At 49.9% G+C, this 18,807-nt stretch carries 18 protein-coding genes and 1 pseudogene; 6 read left to right on the top strand and 13 right to left on the bottom strand.

Annotation, left to right across the window (positions count from 1 at the left end; all coding sequences use genetic code 11):
* Window positions 1-64: 64 nt before the first annotated feature.
* The gene (locus tag AB1757_28640) at window positions 65-1,495 is read right to left on the bottom strand and encodes an amidase (protein ID MEW6131032.1); all 1,431 of its coding nucleotides are present in this window, start codon (window positions 1,493-1,495) and stop codon (window positions 65-67) included.
* A 45-nt stretch (window positions 1,496-1,540) separates the two neighbouring features.
* Window positions 1,541-2,365, bottom strand: coding sequence for an SDR family oxidoreductase (locus AB1757_28635; GenBank protein MEW6131031.1), 825 nt, complete (start codon window positions 2,363-2,365; stop codon window positions 1,541-1,543).
* 199 nt (window positions 2,366-2,564) lie between these two features.
* Between AB1757_28635 and AB1757_28630 the strand changes: the two genes are divergently transcribed.
* Window positions 2,565-3,317 carry a sugar phosphate nucleotidyltransferase gene (locus AB1757_28630; GenBank protein ID MEW6131030.1) on the top strand — a complete coding sequence of 251 codons (753 nt, stop codon included), beginning with the start codon at window positions 2,565-2,567 and terminating at the stop codon, window positions 3,315-3,317.
* Window positions 3,318-3,324: 7 nt separating this feature from the next.
* Here AB1757_28630 and AB1757_28625 read toward each other — a convergent pair whose 3' ends face one another.
* The 3 genes and pseudogenes from AB1757_28625 to AB1757_28615 all read right to left on the bottom strand — a co-directional run bounded on the left by AB1757_28625 (window position 3,325) and on the right by AB1757_28615 (window position 6,384).
* The gene (locus AB1757_28625) at window positions 3,325-4,590 is read right to left on the bottom strand and encodes an ABC transporter permease (protein ID MEW6131029.1); all 1,266 of its coding nucleotides are present in this window, start codon (window positions 4,588-4,590) and stop codon (window positions 3,325-3,327) included.
* Window positions 4,591-4,666: 76 nt separating this feature from the next.
* A pseudogene (locus tag AB1757_28620) lies at window positions 4,667-4,987 on the bottom strand (four helix bundle protein).
* Window positions 4,988-5,097: 110 nt separating this feature from the next.
* The gene (locus AB1757_28615) at window positions 5,098-6,384 is read right to left on the bottom strand and encodes an ABC transporter permease (GenBank protein ID MEW6131028.1); all 1,287 of its coding nucleotides are present in this window, start codon (window positions 6,382-6,384) and stop codon (window positions 5,098-5,100) included.
* A 135-nt stretch (window positions 6,385-6,519) separates the two neighbouring features.
* Here AB1757_28615 and AB1757_28610 point away from each other — a divergent pair, with 135 nt between their 5' ends.
* From AB1757_28610 to AB1757_28600, 3 genes are all read left to right on the top strand, one after another.
* On the top strand, window positions 6,520-7,419 hold the full coding sequence (locus AB1757_28610; protein ID MEW6131027.1) for an MBL fold metallo-hydrolase: 900 nt from the start codon (window positions 6,520-6,522) through the stop codon (window positions 7,417-7,419).
* A 162-nt stretch (window positions 7,420-7,581) separates the two neighbouring features.
* Window positions 7,582-8,070 carry a pantetheine-phosphate adenylyltransferase gene (gene coaD / locus AB1757_28605; GenBank protein MEW6131026.1) on the top strand — a complete coding sequence of 163 codons (489 nt, stop codon included), beginning with the start codon at window positions 7,582-7,584 and terminating at the stop codon, window positions 8,068-8,070.
* Window positions 8,071-8,156: 86 nt separating this feature from the next.
* Window positions 8,157-9,353: a pyridoxal phosphate-dependent aminotransferase gene (locus tag AB1757_28600; GenBank protein ID MEW6131025.1), complete on the top strand. Its 1,197-nt coding sequence runs from the start codon at window positions 8,157-8,159 to the stop codon at window positions 9,351-9,353.
* A 65-nt stretch (window positions 9,354-9,418) separates the two neighbouring features.
* Here the strand turns inward: AB1757_28600 and AB1757_28595 are convergent, their stop codons facing one another.
* From AB1757_28595 to AB1757_28570, 6 genes are all read right to left on the bottom strand, one after another.
* Entirely contained in the window at window positions 9,419-9,892 is a 474-nt protein-coding gene (locus AB1757_28595; GenBank protein MEW6131024.1) for a hypothetical protein, read from the bottom strand.
* An 11-nt stretch (window positions 9,893-9,903) separates the two neighbouring features.
* Window positions 9,904-10,350 (bottom strand): hypothetical protein, encoded by a 447-nt coding sequence (locus tag AB1757_28590; GenBank protein ID MEW6131023.1) that lies wholly within the window; start codon window positions 10,348-10,350, stop codon window positions 9,904-9,906.
* A 228-nt stretch (window positions 10,351-10,578) separates the two neighbouring features.
* Window positions 10,579-12,180 (bottom strand): M28 family peptidase, encoded by a 1,602-nt coding sequence (locus AB1757_28585; protein MEW6131022.1) that lies wholly within the window; start codon window positions 12,178-12,180, stop codon window positions 10,579-10,581.
* A gap of 16 nt (window positions 12,181-12,196) precedes the next feature.
* Window positions 12,197-13,327, bottom strand: coding sequence for a DUF4185 domain-containing protein (locus AB1757_28580; protein ID MEW6131021.1), 1,131 nt, complete (start codon window positions 13,325-13,327; stop codon window positions 12,197-12,199).
* Between the two features lie 37 nt (window positions 13,328-13,364).
* Window positions 13,365-14,663: a pitrilysin family protein gene (locus AB1757_28575; protein MEW6131020.1), complete on the bottom strand. Its 1,299-nt coding sequence runs from the start codon at window positions 14,661-14,663 to the stop codon at window positions 13,365-13,367.
* Entirely contained in the window at window positions 14,656-15,981 is a 1,326-nt protein-coding gene (locus AB1757_28570) for a pitrilysin family protein (GenBank protein ID MEW6131019.1), read from the bottom strand. The genes AB1757_28575 and AB1757_28570 overlap by 8 nt, the downstream gene beginning before the upstream one ends.
* A gap of 249 nt (window positions 15,982-16,230) precedes the next feature.
* On the opposite strand from AB1757_28570, the gene AB1757_28565 reads away from it, so the two are divergent.
* Window positions 16,231-16,674, top strand: coding sequence for an HU family DNA-binding protein (locus AB1757_28565; protein MEW6131018.1), 444 nt, complete (start codon window positions 16,231-16,233; stop codon window positions 16,672-16,674).
* Window positions 16,675-16,775: 101 nt separating this feature from the next.
* A complete protein-coding gene (locus AB1757_28560; GenBank protein MEW6131017.1) occupies window positions 16,776-16,955 on the top strand; it encodes a hypothetical protein in 180 nt (59 codons plus the stop codon).
* A gap of 35 nt (window positions 16,956-16,990) precedes the next feature.
* Here AB1757_28560 and AB1757_28555 read toward each other — a convergent pair whose 3' ends face one another.
* Together AB1757_28555 and AB1757_28550 are read right to left on the bottom strand one after the other, a co-directional pair.
* Window positions 16,991-17,788 (bottom strand): Crp/Fnr family transcriptional regulator, encoded by a 798-nt coding sequence (locus AB1757_28555; protein MEW6131016.1) that lies wholly within the window; start codon window positions 17,786-17,788, stop codon window positions 16,991-16,993.
* A 458-nt stretch (window positions 17,789-18,246) separates the two neighbouring features.
* Window positions 18,247-18,441, bottom strand: a complete 195-nt coding sequence (locus AB1757_28550) for a hypothetical protein (protein MEW6131015.1) — start codon at window positions 18,439-18,441, stop codon at window positions 18,247-18,249.
* Window positions 18,442-18,807: the final 366 nt, after the last annotated feature.

Below are 18,807 nucleotides of genomic sequence, written 5' to 3'. Positions count from 1 at the left end.
GATGAAGCCGTGCTTCACTACTATGAAACTACCTGAAGGCTGCTTGTTTGCAGCCTTCATTATTTTATATCGCAACTGCCGGACGAATTTTTCCATATTGGGTCATTTGTTCAAAAGCATGTGCTAACTGCAACACGGCGAAATCCTGTCGCAGACGCCCGACGATTTGCAACCCGACCGGCAGTCCTTCTTTAGTGAACCCGCAGGGCACGGAAATCGCCGGTAAACCGGTCAAGGTGATGGCATAACAACTCGCCATCCAATCAATGTAAGTCTCCATCTTCACACCGTTGATTTCCCTGACCCAATCCCATTCCACAGGAAATGGCGCGACCTGGGTCACCGGCAAGATCAGAAATTCAAAGCATTCCAGAAACGCGCAAAGGCGATGATAAAGCTCGGTGCGCTTCATCTCGGCGCGCGAAACCTCCAACCCGGTCAACCGCAAACCTTTTTCGGTGTTCCAGATGACGGTGTCTTTCATCAACTCGCGGTGATGTTTTAAATCTTCGCCGCGCGCCTGAGCCATTGACCAGGCGCGCAAGGTCTGAAAAATTTCGTCGGCGTCACGAAAATCCGGTTCGCTATCTTCGAGTTGACAACCAAGCGCAGTAAACACCGGACGCGCCTGGTCGCAGACTTCGTTGATTGCCGGTTGCACCGGATACTGCCCAAGATTGCGGCTCCAGGCAATGTGAACATCTTTGAAATCGCGTTCGAGCGGTCGCCTGAAAATCCATCCCGGCTCACTGAGCGAAATCGGCACGCGCACATCGGGTCCGGCTTGAACCGAAAGCAACAAGGCGACATCCGCTACCGTTCGCGCCATTGGCCCGAGCACCGATAGACTGTTCCAGATATTTTCTGACGGATAAACAGGCACACGTCCAGGGGACACGCGAAAGCCCACGACATTACAGAATGCCGCAGGGTTGCGGAGCGAACCGCCGAGGTCGCTACCATCCGCAAGCGGCAACATTCCGCAAACCAGCGCCGCTGCTGCGCCACCGCTGCTGCCACCAGCACTTTTAGTCAAATCATAGGGATTGCGGGTTGCGCCAAAAATCGGATTGAAGGTGTGCGAGCCTGCGCCGAATTCAGGCGTGTTGGTTTTGCCGATAATCAGCGCGCCCGCCGCTTTCATCCGCTCGACCATCAAAGCGTCCTCAGTTGGCACAAAATCTTTGTAAATCGGCGAGCCTTGCGTCGTGCGAATGCCTGCGGTTGCCACCAAATCTTTAACGGCTACGGGTAAACCATGCAGCGCGCCCAGGTCTTCACCTTTTGCCAGGCGCGCATCGGCGTCTTTAGCCAGACGCATCGCGGCTTCTTCGCCGATGAAGGTGCAGATGGCATTAACCTGCGGGTTGAGGCGATTGATTTGCTCAATAAACGCGGTCATCAATTCAACGGCGGAAATCTCTTTTTGCCGAATCAGCCGCGCCAAATCAACCGCATCTTTAAAACAGAGTTCGTTCGCAGTTTTGACTGGCATCTGAGAATTTAGCGGTGACAACGCTGTTCACTCCTTACCGGAAATCTAAAGTCCGCCGGCGACTTCCAACACCTGACCGGAAACATAATTTGAAAACGGTGAAGCGAAATAGAAGATTGCGCCTGCGGCTTCTTCCGGCGTGCCGCCGCGTCCCATCGGAATCATCGGCGTCGTCATTTTCAAGCGGTCTTCGGGAATACCGATAGCGATTTCCACCCCTTCACGAACGATCTTTTCCTCTTTCTCTTTGGCTTGCGTGAGTCGCGTATCAATGCGTCCGAAAGCGACGGCATTCACTTGAATATTGAATTGTCCCCACTCTCTGGCAAGCGTTTTCGTAAGCCCGATGACACCGGCTTTGCCCGAAGCATAATTCGCCTGTCCGGGGTTGCCGCGTGTGCCCGAAGTCGAACTGATGTTGACGATTTTGCGCGCCTGCGCCGCGCCGCGTTCAGCTTTTTCACGTTTAGCGGTTTCGCGCAAAAAATCCGCAGCGGCGCGAATGATGCGAAATGGCGCAGTCAAATGCACTGCGATAATCGCATCCCATTGCTCATCGCTCATTTTGTGAATCACGCCGTCCCAGGTATAGCCCGCGTTATTGACGATAATGTCAATGCCACCGAAATTTTCAATCGCGGCACCGACAATTTTACCGGCAAAGGCTTTGTCGGTTACGTCACCCTGTACGCCTGTGGCTTCACCGCCCGCATTCAAAATATCATTAACCGTGTCATCAAGCGGCGATTGATCAATATCACTGATGACCACGCGCGCCCCGTGCCGCACAAAGAGTTCTGCCGTCGCCCGACCGATGCCGCGACCGGCTCCGGTAATAATTGCAGTCTTTCCCTGTAACAAGCCTTCCACGTTTTCCCCCCTGAAAGTTATTTAGAATGCGCCGAGTCTATCACAGGAGAGGTGACAGGTTACAGGGACAGACAATCTTACTGGCAAACACATCTTGCCTGAAAAATTTTTAAGTCTTCGTGATGCCTTGTCATCTGAATCCTGTTCCCTGTAACCTGTCACCTGTTCACTTTTTCAATTTAAATTGAGAGGTTTATGAATGAAAGGCATTGTTCTTGCTGGCGGACTCGGCAGCAGATTACTACCCTTGACCCGTATCACCAATAAACACCTTCTGCCGATTTATGATCAGCCGATGGTTTATTATCCAATTCAAACCTTGGTTGATGCGGGCATCAATGAAATTCTAGTTGTGACGGGCGGCAATAGCGCCGGGGATTTTTTGAAGTTGCTTCGCAATGGCGCGGAGTTTGGTTTGCGCCATCTCAACTATGCCTATCAGGAAGGCGAAGGCGGCATTGCCGATGCCCTGTCGCTTGCCGAAGAGTTCGCCGACGGGCAACCGATTTGTGTCGTGCTTGGCGATAACATCTTGGAAAAGAGCATCGCTTCGTATGTCAAAAAATTCCGTCATCAAGGCAGCGGCGCAAAAATTCTGCTCAGCGAAGTTCACGACCCGCAACGTTTCGGCGTGCCGGTTTTTGATGGCGATAAAATTGTGCGTATTGAAGAAAAACCTTCGGAGCCGAAATCGCCTTTTGCCATCATCGGCGTGTATATGTATGACAATCGCGTCTTCGACATTATTAAAACTTTGGTGCCAAGCGGGCGCGGCGAACTGGAAATCACCGATGTCAACAACGCTTACATTGAAGCAGGCGACATCAGTTGGGATGTGATTGACGGTTGGTGGACAGACGCCGGAACCTTTGAGAGTTTATTGCATGCTTCAAACCTGGTCGCAGAACTTCGTAAAAACCAACAGCAACAGAAATCTCTAACCGCGAGTTAAAACGATTTTATTCGTAACGCAGCGCCGCGATGGGGTCGAGGTTGGCGGCTTTCATCGCAGGCAAAATGCCGAAGACCACGCCGACGAATATCGAACCGCAAAAACCAATCACCGCTGCCCACCACGGAATAACCATCGCCAAATCCGGTGCCATCGCGGTAATCCCTGTGGCAATCAACCAGCCGATACCTAAGCCCGCGAGTCCTCCCGCAAGCGTCAGGGTGATGGCTTCGGTGAGAAATTGCAAAATAATATCGCCTTTTTTCGCGCCCACCGCTTTGCGTATGCCAATCTCGCGGGTGCGCTCGGTGACCGCAACCAGCATGATATTCATCACCCCGATGCCGCCGACCAGAAACGCAATGCCGGAAATCACCATGGTTACCAGGAAGACCCCGCCGATGATTTGATCGAAGGTTTTAATAAAACTATCCGAGGTCATCATTTCAAAATCGTTATTTGCGGTAAGCGGCACGCCGCGTTTGATGCGCAACGCCTCTTCGATTTGGCGCAACCCTTCTTCCATTTGTCCTTCGCGCATGCGCGCAATGATAAAGTGGTCATCTTGCGTGGGAATCATTTTCCGCATTGTCCAATAGGGAATGATGAAATCGTTATCATCCTGATTTTCACTGCCAAACGGCCCGGCTTTGAATTTCGCCATCGCCCCGACCACCGTGAATTGTTGTCCCATGCAGAGTACGGTTTTCCCTATCGGGTCTTCATTCGGGAAAAGGGCTTCTGTCACATTAAAGCCGATGACACACACATAGGCGCGATGCTCATTTTCCACATCGGTAAAATAACGCCCCTGCGCCAGTTTGATATTCATCAGGATTTCGCCAATCGGAAAGCCGCCGATAAATTGCGGACGAATCATGGATTTATCACGATACTTAATTTCCGGCGGCAGCGGCGGCGGTTGTCCGGGAATCATGATGGGATACATCAAACCCGGCGCGACATATTCAACCGCAGGCAAGTCGCCGAGCACCTTGCAGTCTTCATAGGTCAGCGGTTTACGATTTTTAATTTCGACAGGCAACTCGCCGGCTTGAATGAACGGATAACGCCACAAATAAACATTGCGCGTGCCAAAGCCTTCCATCTGGTCAACGATGGTCTGACGAAATCCGTTCAACACCGCTGCCATTTCAACGATGACCAGCACGCCGATGAACACTCCCAGGATGGTGAGCGCGGCGCGAAACTTATGCGCTGCGAGCGTGTCCATCGCCAACCTGGTATTTTCTTTGATGCCTGTAAGATTCATAGCAAGAAAAGCAAAAGGCAAAAGGCAAAAATCAAAAGGCAAAAATTTTAGTTACGTTTGTCATAACCATTTAAAATTATTCCTTTAATTGGGCTTTCCCTTTCGCTGTTGCAACAGATTTTGAAAGTATTGCTTTCAATTCGGTTGATTCTTCAACAATACTGGTCAGTCGCTCGCGTGGCATAATCTCCGTTCTCGTAAGCAACCGTAACCAATAATTTGATTCACGCAATTCTTTAAGTGCAATCTGAAGTTTGTGTACAAAATCATTTTTTGATTCTGCGCCCTGCGCCTCTTCATAATTTGCTCCGGCAGAAGTCCCGCTGCGAAGCAACTGATCACCAATTCTTTTTCCCGCAATGGTGTTTGGCAAAGCCTCGACAAGTTTTACAATCCGCGCGGCGTATTCGAGTAATCATTCATCTAAATCTCTAATTTGTGGCATCGGCTTTAACCTTTTTCAAAAACATTCAGCTGGTTTTGCTTTTTGCACTTTGCCTTTTGCCTTCACTCGGCGCGCAGCGCTTCAATCGGGTCGAGGCTTCCAGCGCGACGTGCCGGATAGATGCCGAAAAAGATGCCAATCACCGTCGAAAGACCGATTGCCAAAAATGGTGCCCACATCGGAAAGACTGCGGGCAAGGGCGTAAAATTGCCAATCAGCCAGGAAAACAAATAGGCGATGGCAACCCCGATTGCGCCGCCCACACTGCACAACACGATAGACTCAATCATAAATTGATTGACCACGTCCTGCTGACGCGCGCCGATGGCTTTGCGTATACCAATCTCTTTGGTGCGTTCGACCACCGAAACCAGCATGATGTTCATCACCACAATGCCGCCGACCACTAAAGAAATCCCGACGACAAACAGCATCACCGAAAAAATCACCCGCGTCAGATTATCAAACAGTTGGTTCATGCCTTCGGAGGTGATCACTCCGAAATCATCTTCCTCTTTGTAATTCAAGCGATGCTGATTGCGCATAATCTGCCGCGCCTGGTCTTGGGCTTCATGTAACTGACCTTCTCTGGCTTTCACAGAAATATTGACGCTGCGTCGTGAGCCGTAAATTTTTTGAAAGGTCGAAAGCGGAATCTTCACATAGTTGTCACGCGATACGCCAAACACTGTGCCCTTTTTTTCGCCAACCCCGACAACCGTATACCAGTGGTCTTCGATTTGAATCTCTTTGCCAATCGGGTCAACGGTTGGAAACAACCTGTCGGCAATCTCCCAACCGATGTAGGTTGCAAACCGCGCATGGTCGTCTTCCCAATCCAGCAGGTTACGCCCTTCTCCGGTTTGATGACCCTCGATGTCCATGATGTTTGGCGTGATGCCGCCGAGGTCAACATTTTCAAGGGTCTGCCCGCCCGCTTTAATCATCACCTGTTTGTGAGTTTCAACGCCGACGGCTTCGCATGCCGTGCATAACTTTCTGAGTCCATCGGCTTCCAGACTGCGAATTTCAGGATTGCGCTTGAGCATTTTGAAATACTCATCAGGGTTCGTGGTAATCGCAAATTGACTGATGACAAAGGTATTGGGTCCAAGATTGGAAACTTTGTCTTTCCAGTAACGGTCAAGCCCTTCGATAATCGTAATCACCGTAATGATGAAAGTGATGCCGATGATGATGCCGAGCAAGGTAAGGAAGGAACGTAATTTATTGCCTCTGAGCGAATCGATGGCAATGCTCAGGTATTCAAAAAAGCCCGCTGTACCACGCACTTTTACTTTGGCGTAATTTGCTGGGGTCGCGGTTTTTGGCAAAGATGTGGCAGCCATTCAAATTGTTTATAACTGCTTACCAAGATGCGGTCAATAAGCGGTTCATTAAAAAGTCTGATTTAAACGATGACCAAAACCGATACGTTGCCTGGCGGGCAATTGTTCGCTATAAACTTAACCAGAGGTTTTCACATGGCACTCACCAATTTACGCAGACCGGAAAACACCGGCGGCGATTTTTTTGTCGATAAAAGCTGCATCGATTGCGACCTTTGCCGACAAATCGCCCCCGACACCTTTAAACGCATCGGCGAACAATCGGCAGTCTACGCCCAACCCACAAACGCAGAAAATCAGTTTGCCGCTCTGAAAGCTTTAATCACCTGCCCGACCTCTTCGATTGGTGACACCGCCCGTCACAATGCCAAAGCCGCGGTCGCCGCTTTTCCCGAACTGGTCGAAGCCGATGTTTATTTCTGCGGCTTCGCTTCGGAATATTCTTACGGCGCGTCGAGCTATTTCATCAAACGCGAGAGCGGCAATATCTTGATTGACTCGCCGCGTTTTGCCCGCCCGCTGGTAAAACGCATTGAAGCGATGGGCGGCGTGCGCTTTATGTTTTTGACGCATCGCGATGATGTTGCCGACCACGATAAATGGACGGCGCATTTTCAAGCCGAGCGCGTCATGCACGCCAACGACATCGGACGGTCAACGGAAAATGTCGAACGCATCGTCACCGGAAGAGATGCCCTGTCGCTCGATGATGATTTGTTGATGATTCCCACGCCAGGTCATACGCGCGGTCATATGGTTTTGCTCTATGGCAACCGCTATCTGTTTGCCGGAGACCATGTCTGGTGGTCGCCAAATTATCATTCGCTGTATGCCTCGCCGAGAGTTTGCTGGTACAACTGGGATGAGCAGGTCAACTCGATGGAAAAATTGCGCGGTTATGAATTCGAGTGGGTGTTGCCCGGTCACGGTCGGCGCTTTCAGGCGGAAAGCGCCAATGTGATGCGCGAGAGTTTAGAGTTATGTATCGAGCGCATGAAAAATCCCGCGTTACAAACCAAAGCCTGGGCAGGTTAATTCATTTTTCATTCTACTCAACGAGCCGTCGGAATCGGGAAGCCTGTGCTGACGGCTCATTTTTTATTTCTATTTTCGCCGCCGACTGACAACCCTCCCGCCCATATGCTAGTATCGCTTTTCCCAAATTTTCCATGCGATGGTTTTTCAGGAGAGTAACTCGTGGCGCGTGTCGCAATCTATCCCGGTTCATTTGACCCGCTGACGAACGGGCATCTGGACATTATTGAACGTTCGGCAAAACTTTTTGACGAAGTCATTGTCGCCATTCTTTTGAATATGCAAAAGCAACCGTTGTTTTCGGTTGATGAACGCATCGAGATGATTGCAGCCGCAATTGCCGCGTATCCGAATGTTCGCGTGGATACGTTTGAAGGGTTATTGGTGCATTATGGCGTGAAGAAAAACGCGCAGGCGATTGTGCGTGGTATTCGCGCCATCTCCGATTACGAATATGAATTGCAGATGGCTTTGATGAACCGTCGCCTTGAGCCAACCATCGAAACCGTTTTCCTCATGGCGAGCGAAGAATATTCCTACATCAGTTCCAGACTCATCAAAGAGGTCTTTATACTCGGCGGCTCCGTCACCGGATTGGTCCCTGAATTAATCGAACACAAAATGAAAGAAAAGTTAGGAGGGGGTAAATAGGATTCAGGATTCAGGATTCAGGATTTAGTACATCGGTGTTTAACATAAATCCTGAATCCTGAATCCTGAATCCTGAATCCTGCATTATGAGTAAAGCCACGTTTCAAGAGTCCCATTATGTCTCAAATGTCGAAGTCTCTTCGACCGCCAAAGTTTTAGCTACAGCCGAGCGATTGCGCGCCGAAGGCGTCGATATTGTTGACCTCGGCGCGGGCGAACCCGATTTTCCGACGCCTGAAAATGTCAAAGCCGCTGCGATTCGCGCCATCGAAGAAAATTTCACCCGCTATACCTCGACCGGCGGCATCGCGCCGCTGAAAACCGCAGTCATCGAAATGATGCAGCGCGATTTCGATGTCACGTACAAACCTTCGGAAACCATCATCACCATCGGCGGCAAACAGGGCATCTTTAATGCGATGGCGGCGGTCGTCAATGCCGGGGATGAGGTGTTGATTCCCGTGCCTTACTGGGTCACTTACCCGGAAATCGTCAAATTTTTGCGCGCCAATCCCGTCGCCATTGAAACCGAAATGAATGATTTCGTGTTGACCGCTGATATGGTGCGCGAAGCGATTACCCCGAAATCAAAACTGCTCATCATCAATTCGCCGAGCAATCCGAGCGGGCGCGTCATTCCACCTGCCGAGTTTCGCAAAATCATCGAAGTCGCAGCCGAACATGACCTCTGGGTCATCAGCGACGAATGCTATCTCTATTTCGCTTATCCGCCCGCCGCGCCGTTCACCGCCGGAACCTTGCCGAAAGAGTTACGCGACCGCGTATTGATTAGCGGTTCATTCTCGAAATCCTATGCCATGACCGGCTGGCGCGTCGGTTATAACTTCGGCAACGAGGCGTGGATTCACGCGATGTTGAAAATTCAAAGTCATTCAACCTCGAATGCCGCATCGATGGCTCAGAAAGCCGCGATTGAAGCGGCGCTCGGACAACAGGAATCCATGCGCGCGATGCTTGCCGAATATCAACGCCGCCGCGACTATTTGATTCCCGCCTTGAATAAAATCGAAGGCATCGAGTGCCTGATGCCCGAAGGCGCGTTTTATGCGTTCCCGAAGGTGAAAGGATTGCTTGGCGGCAGGGTGAAAACTTCGGCTGAGCTTGCAGACTTGCTGCTCACCGATGCCTATGTCGTGGTCACCGAAGGCGCGCCGTTTGGCAGCGAAGGTTATTTGCGACTCTCGTATGCGAATTCACTGGAAAATATTCAAAAAGCCGTCGAGCGCATTGCCGAGGTTTCAGAAAAACTACGCAAGGAATAATGCTACCTATCAGGCAAACTTCGCGCTGTAATCATTCATTGCCCGCGAAGTTTGCTTGACGACATTTATCGAAAACTAATGCCGACGCGCACTAAAAACAGATTATAGCGGTCACTGGAAAAGATATAATCGCGGGCTTCGATTCTCAGTCCGACGCGGTCTTTGAACCAATACTGCACGCCGCCGCCCACATTGCCGCCGCCCGCCGCGCCGATAGAAAAAGCCACCGTCGCGCCGCCGGTGATGAAAGGCTGAGCTTTGTTAGCGCGATTGAAATGTCCAGACAAATTCACTGAGGCAACGCCGACGCCACCGCTGCCGCCATCACCTGCCGCGATCACAGAAAGTTCGCCGCCGATACCAAGCCCTTTGTGCATCAAACCGTCGCCGCCGCCGCCCACCTGCCAGAGCGCAACTCCATCTGAACTGCCGCCCGCGCCTGCAAACAAATATCCCCAAGCCTGTCGCTCTTTGGTTTGCGCCAAACCTGCGGTTGACGCCAGAGTAAAAAACATCACCATAAAAATTAGCTTTTTCATAACTCCTCCTGTCACTCTACCCGCGTCAGACCGATGTTTTTGTGCCGTTTGTACTGGTTGTTCACATAGATAATTCGCGCCACCGTTAAAGATGCGCTAATTAAAACCAATCCGGTTTTTGTCCCGAACAGAAAGGCTAATCCTTTGCCGAATTTTCCCAAGCCGCTGGCAAACCCGCTTTGCACTTTGATTGACGCGACATCTGCGTAATTGATGGTGTGCGTAAGTCCCGCCCCCGAAGTTTGCAAGGTGAAGGTATCCTGCAAAACTTCAACCACTTTGCCTTTGTATTGAACTGAGGATTTCAGTTTCACACTCACTTCGCGATCTTTCGCGAGCGCCTGTGAAGCCCGCGCTTTTACTTCGTCTTCTGCCTGACGATTTGCCGCAAGCAGGCTTTGCACGTTGACGAAGAACAGCAGAAAAACCATCAATGAAGAAATCAGTTGTATTTTCATTTGGCTCCCCCTTAGGATGAAATCTTTATCTATCCTAAGAGCAACCGTGATGCCAGTCAGCGCGATTCACAATTGCAAGGATTTAGCGAAGAAATAGTGAAGATGGAATGCAGCAAAATTTAATCAACTGTCGGATTTGTGTTGCAGAAGGTTTGATGAAAGTCAGTACCGCCCGCTCACCCGGACGATACTGATTATAGAGTTATCTTGTACCGCGATTGTTTTAACTTACTGTGCCGATACGCCAGTCGCGCCGCGTTTATCAACAACCAGACGGTGGTCGAGATTGGCAACCCGCCAGGCGAGCGCGAAAATCATGCGACCGATGCGTTCCATCTTCTCGAAATCAATCTTTTCGACATCATCCGTGAGTTGATGGTAATCCTCGTGTACGCCTGTGAAGAAAAAGATAATCGGAATGCCGTGCTTGGCGTAGTTGTAGTGGTCTGAGCGGTAGTAAAACCGTTGCGGATGATTTTCATCGTTGTACAGATAATCAAAACGCAGGCGTACCGTATCGGCGTTGGTCTGCTCATTCAATTTATGCAGCTCGGTCGAAAGTTTATCCGCGCCAATGATGTAGATGGAATTTTTATCGGTGAGTTCTTTATTGCGCGCATCCGTGTCACCTGCGCGACGGCTGCGACCGACCATATCGATATTCAAATTCGTGACCAGTTTACTCAGCGGAATCACCGGTTCATAATCGGCAAGGTATTCGGAACCGAAAAGCCCCAACTCTTCGCCGGTGTGAAAGACCACGAGAATCGACCGTTTAGGTCGCGCCTCGGCAAGCGCCTGGGCGATTTCAAGAACCGACACGATTCCTGACCCGTCATCATCCGCGCCGTTAAACACTTTGCCCTCTTCTACGGTTTCCAGATGGTCGAGGTGCGCGCTGATGACAACATACTCATCTTTGAGTTTGGCGTCCGTGCCTTCAAGCGTTGCAACCACGTTTTGCGCGGGCGGCGCGTCTTTAATGGTCACGTTCATTTTGAGTTCAACAGCGGCTTGCAGTTTGGCGGGCTTAACATCGCGGCTCTTTGGGTCAAGCAAAAGGGAATGCTCAACGCCAAGCATCGCCGCAATGGTTTTCACCAGATTGATTCCCGCATAGACTTTCGGAAACGGCTTTTTCGATTTCTCTACAATGCCCAGTTGTTCGCTTGCCGCAATACTTTTCAAATAACCCCACATCGCAAGTTGTTCGGACGGCGGCATTAAAATCGCGCCGATTGCGCCGTGTTTGATGGCAGATCGTTCGCCGACTTCATCTTCGTTGAGCAACGATGGATTAATTGATTTCGGCGCGCCGGTCACCGCGACGATGATTTTGCCTTTGGCATCGATTCCCGCGTAATCATCATGTTTATGGTCAGGCGATGAAATACCGTAGCCGACAAACACCAGTTCGCCTTTGATGTCGGCATTTTCAGGATTATCGGAAAGAAAATCATCGCCGTATTTCAAAACCTTTTTTGCGCCTGCGGCTTCAAAGGTCATCGCGGTTTTGTCTTCTTCGACTTTGCGATAACCGAGTGGCACAGGTTGCAGAAAAGACCCGTTCTTTCCTGCGCCTTGATAGCCATACGAAGCCAGATGCGCGGCAAGGTAACGCGCCGCAAGGCGATTGCCTTGACTGAACGTGTAACGCCCGCCGAGTTCGTCCGACGCGATAAAACTCAAATGTTTTTTGAGTTCGATGGCGGTGATGCTGTTGGTCGCCTCGGTTGGCGGCAACGGCATTTTTACGCTTTGCGCGGTCGCGGTAATTGAAAGGATAGCGACAATCGCCAACCATTTATGAAAAGAAAAATATTGTCTCACTGAAACTCCTCATCATTTACATTCGGTTTGCTGGGCCATTTATTCGACACTTCAAAAATTTCGGATAATATAAATTTTGATCATTCACCAGCGTGCCAAAATCTTTGCTGTTGACCACATAAGTTAAAACCAAATCGGCTCCGGATAATTCGGGATGGGCTTTGCCCGCATAAATCAAGGCATCGGCGCGCCGCGTTTCTTCGGGTCTGTAGAATTTATTTAAAGCCGACCATTGCCCGGTTAATTTATCCGCTAAACGCAAGGCTAACTCGCTTGCCCCAAAACCGATGGTCTGAATTTGCAGAAATTTTTTCAATCGCGGTTCAAAGTGTACGGTGAACTCGGTTTGCCCATCCGAAAAGACCGCTTCCGGTTCTTGCTTGAGCCTTGATTGCCGCACCCAACCGGTGAGCCCGCCTGTCCACCATTGCGGGTCAGAGAGTTGTCCCCGCTTTGCCTGAGCAAGTGACCAGCGAATCAAATAAACCTTGTGGTCGGGAGCCTCACGCGCGCTCAAGGTATAAAGATACGCTCCATTTTGTAAGACCCCTGCCGAGCCAATGATGACCTTGAAGGGGTTTTCGGCAACCTCAAGCCGTCGCATTTTCCATCTGTCAGGTGACGCATCGGGGTTATCAACCATCAGCGCATCCCAACCAACCAGCGCGAATCCCAGACCGCTGCCGGTTTGACGAACCTTCATTAAAAAAATCAATAAACGATTGCCCAGTTTGATGCCCTGTCCGGGCCAATACCATGAAGTCGCGGAGTCCGCAAAAAATGACTGCGGGTTTTGATTCTCTTTATTCCAGTAAAATTTTATGGAGGCAGAGGCTGGGTTATATCCTTGCTGAATGGCTACGCTGTTGCGGATGAGCCTGGCGTTGCGCCGCAAACCGGAATTATCCCTGGCAATGAAACTATCGGCAAACAGCCAGAGCACGCGCCCTTTGCCTAAATCGACAGAATAGGCATCATCACCGCCGAGCCAGCGCGAATCTGTTTTAAACAGGGCGTCGGCTTCCTGCCAGGGTTCAACGGAAACAGGCTCTTCGAGATGAGACGCGCCGGAGACTGAACCCGCTCCGGCTATTGCGCCAAAAACTGCAAAGACGAAACAGAAAATATAAATAGCGGAAAATCGCATTTCGCTCGCTATCGGGAACAATTTTTCCCGGTACGCTTCACACCAATAAATTGCCCAACTCATCAACCGGGCCGACAACCACGGTCGTCAAAGCGTCAGGCGCAAGATATTTTTTCGCAACGCGGCTGACTTCATCAATGGTCACGGCGCGAATCTTTTCAGGGTAGGTTTTCAAATAATCGAAACCCAGGTCATACAACCCGGCTTCAATTAAAAACTCCGCGACCTGGGCGTTGGTTTGAAAATCAAAAACAAAATTGCCGGTCAAATAGGCCTTCGCCGATTCGATTTCACTTTCGGTCACCGGTTCGGTCGTCATGCGTCGCACCTCTGTGCGAAGCCCCTGCAACGCCTGTTTGAGATTAGCGGGCGAGGTGCCGATGTAAGCGATGAAACGCCCCGCATCAAGCCCCGCGCTCGAGGTCATGTTGGCAAACGTGGTGTAGGCAAGCCCCTGTTCATCGCGCAAAATGCGCGGAATGCGCGAGGTAAAGCCGGGGCTTGAACCGAGAATCGTATCCATCACCAGAAGCGCGTAAAAATCGGGGTTTTTGCGGTCAACGCCGAGATGACCAATGAAAATATTGACCTGCTCTTTTGGCGCCTGAACAAATTTATCTTTCGGCTCAGGTTGTCTCGTAAGCGTCGGCACCACGGGTCGCGCGAAATTGGCATCGCGTTCCCACTTGCCAAACAAGCGTTCGATTTGTTCACGCACCTGGGCTTTATCAAAATCGCCGACGATGGCAAGCGTCGTGTTATTGGGCACAAAATGGCGGCGATAAAAAGCGATTAAATCTTCGCGCTTGATATTTTTGATGGTCGCTTCATAACCGATTGCCGGTTTATGTTGCGGGTGACCTGCGAAAACGATTTCGTTGAACACATCGGAAGCCTGTGTGCGCGGCACATCCAAACGGCTTTTGATTTGCGCCAGCCGGCGCGAAACATGCAATTGAAACTGGTCTTCGGGAAAGCTCGCATTCATCAACACGTCGGCGGCGATTTCCAGTACCAGCGGCAAATCTTTGGCAAGCAAAGCCGCCTGTACGCCACTGGTTTGATAATTGCCATAGCTTCTAAAACGCGCCCCTACGGATTCCATCGCTTCAGCGATTTGTTGTGAACTGCGTGTGGTCGTGCCTTCGTCAATGAGTTCGCCGACAAGCGAGGCAAGTCCCGCCTGTTCATCCGGTTCAAAACGCGCGCCGGTTAAAACCACTGCGTAAAAAGCGACCGAGGGTGTCGAATGATTTTCCGAAAGCAACAGGGTTAAACCGTTCGCCAGTTCAACGCGCTCGACTTCAATTTGCGGTTCAACTGTTCGATTAGTCATTGGTTGCGCCTCCTGCATCTTCGTTAATCAAATAACCGACAGTGCGATTATCCCGGGTAAAATATTTCTTGGCGACCCGCGCCACATCTGCAAGGGTCACGGCGGCGGTCTTTTCAATCATCGAATCGAGATAGTTGAATCCGCGTGAACTTTCGGGAATGCGTTCGGAAAATGCGATGGTTTCATATTGCCCGAGCAAAATCGCCTGTTGCAAAGGCTGTTCATTGCTGAGTACCAAATCGGCTTCAATCTGACGTTTGGCTTTTACCAACTCGGCATCATCGAGCGGTTCGTTTTTTAATCGCTCAAGCTCTTCATAGATGGCGCGCTCGACATCTTCGAGTTTAAAGCCCGGTTTGAGTTCCGCCTGAATATAGAAGAGTGAGGGGTCAATGTGGTCGTGAAAGCTGGCGCTGATGGATGCCACGGACTGGTCGTGTTCAACCAGTCGTTTATAAAATCGCGAGGTTTTTCCAGTTGATAACAGCGTATCAAGGATGTGCATCACATAGGCGTCGTCATCGCCGACCGCCGGCGCATGAAAGCCGATGAGCAAGCGTTCAACCGGCGTCTCTTTTTTAACCAGGACGCGCTTTTCACCTTTTTGCGCGGGTTCGGCGATGTGCAGGGGTTTGACTTCCGTACCTGCCGGGATGGTGCCGAATAACTCTTCAACTCGCGGCATGATTTCATCGGTGTTGAAATCGCCGACCAGTACCAGCGTCGCATTATGCGGATGATACCATTTATCATAGTAAGCCTTCATATCGGCTGCGGTAGCCGCTTCCAGGTCATCGAGCCAGCCGACGGTGGGCCAGTGATAAGGGTGTTGACGAAAGGCGGTCGCCCAGACTTCGTTTTCCAGAACTTCCCAGGGACCATCCAGCCCGATGCGCAATTCTTCTTCGACGACCTGTTTTTCGGATGCAAACTCTTCCTGTGCAAAGGTGGTGTTGCGCATGCGATTGGCTTCGATTTCCAGAGCGATTGCCCAGCGGTCTGAGGCGAAGGTGAAATAGTAAGCGGTAAAATCGAGCCAGGTGAAGGCATTGTTCGCGCCACCGTTTTGCAGCGTCAGCAGATCAATCTGCCCTTTGCCGAATCGGTCTGTGCCTTTAAAAAGCATGTGTTCGAGGAAATGCGATTTGCCGGTTTGTCCGAGTTCTTCGTTACGCGAACCGACGCGATACCAGATGATTGACGCGACGATGGGTTTATCGTGTTGCTCTTTGGTGATGACAGTCAACCCGTTTGCGAGCCGGTGTTTTTGCACGCCGCGAGTTAAAAAGGATTGCAATTGTGGTTTTGATAGGGTCATAAATTCATTCACTAATCAGAAAATCTTTTTTTTCCTGGCGAAAAAAAATTGTAGAGGTCGCCAAGAAGGAGTGTCAAACTTATCCCCGTTTTCGATTCGCTGAAATGTAGATTCCTACTTGATTTTAAGCCTTTTGCTGTAGATACTTGAGCAGTTCAAAAAGATTTCTAAAGTAGAACTCAAGCAAAACACCAGAAAAATAATCAAGCGCCAAGGGTGACTTGATTGCAACGGGCGGGTGAAAACGATATGAAAACAATGACCAAAGCAGAATTAGTTGAAGAAGTAGCGCGCGCTTCGGAGTTGAACAAGCGCGATGCTGAAGTGATTGTCGAAACCGTTTTTTCTTCGATAATCAGCGCATTACACCGAGGCGACAAAGTTGAGTTGCGGGGGTTTGGCAGTTTTCGTACACGCGAACGCGGACCACGTCGCGGGCGCAATCCGAAAACCGGCGCGCCGGTTGATGTTCCGGCAAAGCGGGTTCCGTATTTCAAACCCGGCAAAGAACTCAAGGAATTTTTCACTGACGGCGATACCGATGGCGATACCGATATAGAACAGCTACCCGGCGCACCGACTCCCGAAACCATCAACGCGACCACTGAATCCATCGCCGAAGTGGCACCTGCAAATGACACCGCACCGGAACCGGCTGGCGGCGACGGTGAATCCTCAGCCTCACAAGCTTAACCTGAATGTTACAGAGTGATGAATGATGATTGCTGTATAAAAATGATTGTTCGTCACTCTGTTTGTCTATTCCGACTCACTTGCTTCAACCCACATCGCTCATGAGCACAAATAAATTCGCCGCCACCAACGGCAAAGACCGCCGCAAAGACAAACCGCGTCGCAAAGGCAAAGACCGCCGCGACGCCGAACGCGCCACCGAAAAAGGGGTGCTTTCGACCCGCACCGGCGAACGCCGCAAACAGACGCGCCGCGCCACCGACCGCAAAGCGGAAAGTTGACCTAAGCAGTTCTGTTGTGCGGTGTATGATTGTCGTTAAATCCAAAACGTTGAAAAATTATTTAAGCGCTGGAGCTTTTGCGGATTAGTAAGAATCAGCCAACCGTTTTTCCGTTTCACAATTCCTTCTCGCTCCAAATCTTTTATTAATTTGCAGACATAAGAAGGCTCAATATCAATCAACCGCGCTAATTCATAATATTTTAATGGCAGTTGTAGTTTCAGATCGTTTTGCGAGGCGTCCAATCCCATGATCGAAATAATCTGCCACAGCAGGTTTTCCAATTGCTGTTTTGCTTCGCCAAATTTCTGCTGCGCAAAGCGACTGACCAAGGAGTAATATTCCGTGCTTTCCGATTGCTGAATCTGAAAAGCGAACTCAAGGTCAGTCTGTAACAACTTCACTAAGGTGTGAGCGGGAAGGCTTCTGATTTGCGAAGGCTGCAAGGTGACGGCAGCAAGAGGAACCGGCTGGTTTTGGATAGCCGCAGCAACCCCTAACACGCTACCGGTTGAGCGCAACCCCACAATCATCTCTGCACCTTCTTCATTCGTATAAACCAGTTTGACCAAACCGTCTTCGATGAAATGAACCATCTGAGGCTTCCAACCTTGATGCAACAAGAAAACCCCTGGCGGATAAATCATCGGCGCGGATAAATGTTCAATCGCTTGATGCTTTTTGCTGAGCGGGTGACTATTTTGAGCAGAGCTACCGTTTGCAAAGTTGGTGGGCAAGCAATGGTTTTCCACTGTAATTTTCTCCTTATCAGGTAATTTTAGTATCGGGTTCGGCGAATGGAGATTCACTGCGCTACTGAATTTGAATGTCATTAGGATAGACGGAAACTGCGTTTGGAGCGATGCAATATCGGGGAAATTTTTTACTTTGCTCCTCACAGTTGTCTATTGGCTCTTGGCGTTGGCGTAAGACTATAAATTGCAATTAAAACGCTTATGTAAATTCTCAGAGGCATTTTAATCGGTCACTGTAAAATCGAATTCCGATAAAAATTGATTCCGTCCGGCGCTTTCTGAACAAAACCTTCAACCATTCGATGAAGCTTCCGACAAAGTTACTCGCCATAGCGCAATAAAATCCGGGAAAGTTTTTTTTACCCTGTTCGGTTTCAGAAATCTATCCTTATCTTGACGTGGGTAACGCGAGAGGTATAAAGCGCATTGACATTTTTATGATGCGGGATCAGACCGGCAAGCAGGCGATGAGAGGATAAACGATTGCGTTGTGTGTCAATCCACTGTACAGACATCAAGTCACTTTACATAGTGGGTTAGTTGACCGATGGTTTGAAAGGCTTTACAACAAACTCCACACAACGACTTTTATGCAGGGCGAAATTCAAATCAAGCGCCTTTGCATCAGCCGGAACATTTAATAAGAAACCATATTCCGTGCCATTCTCAAACACTCGGGTTACTCTGCCTTCGCTGACGATGCGCTTTCCCTTATCGTCCTTTGCCGCCAAGCAGGGGGACTCAGGATATTAGGAGAAATACGAAACCAAGGTAGCTCAATAATGAGCCTGATGAAAAAATAAAAAGTCGCCAGCATTAACTCTCGTAAGCACGATAACCAACTCAACCGCAGCCATGTGCAGAGAATCAGGAATTTTCCTTACCATCCAGCTGATTGCAATTTTGATTAAGAGTCCCAACCTTTGAGAAGGCGGTTCTCCGAATAAATGACATAGGCAAGTGAACGCGCGAGGGTGTAAAAAATTTTGTGTAAACGGTCATAGACCCGTAGAGTTTTTATTCTACGATTGGAGGGACTATGACTAAAGAATCTTCTTCTATTAATATTGACCTGATTGACCAACTCCTCAAGGACT

It is taken from the genome of Acidobacteriota bacterium, assembly GCA_040754075.1.
Classification (GTDB): Bacteria; Acidobacteriota; Blastocatellia; order UBA7656; family UBA7656; genus JBFMDH01.
Note: the sequence above shows the minus strand (reverse complement) of the source record. Positions and strands in the feature narration are given on the sequence as shown.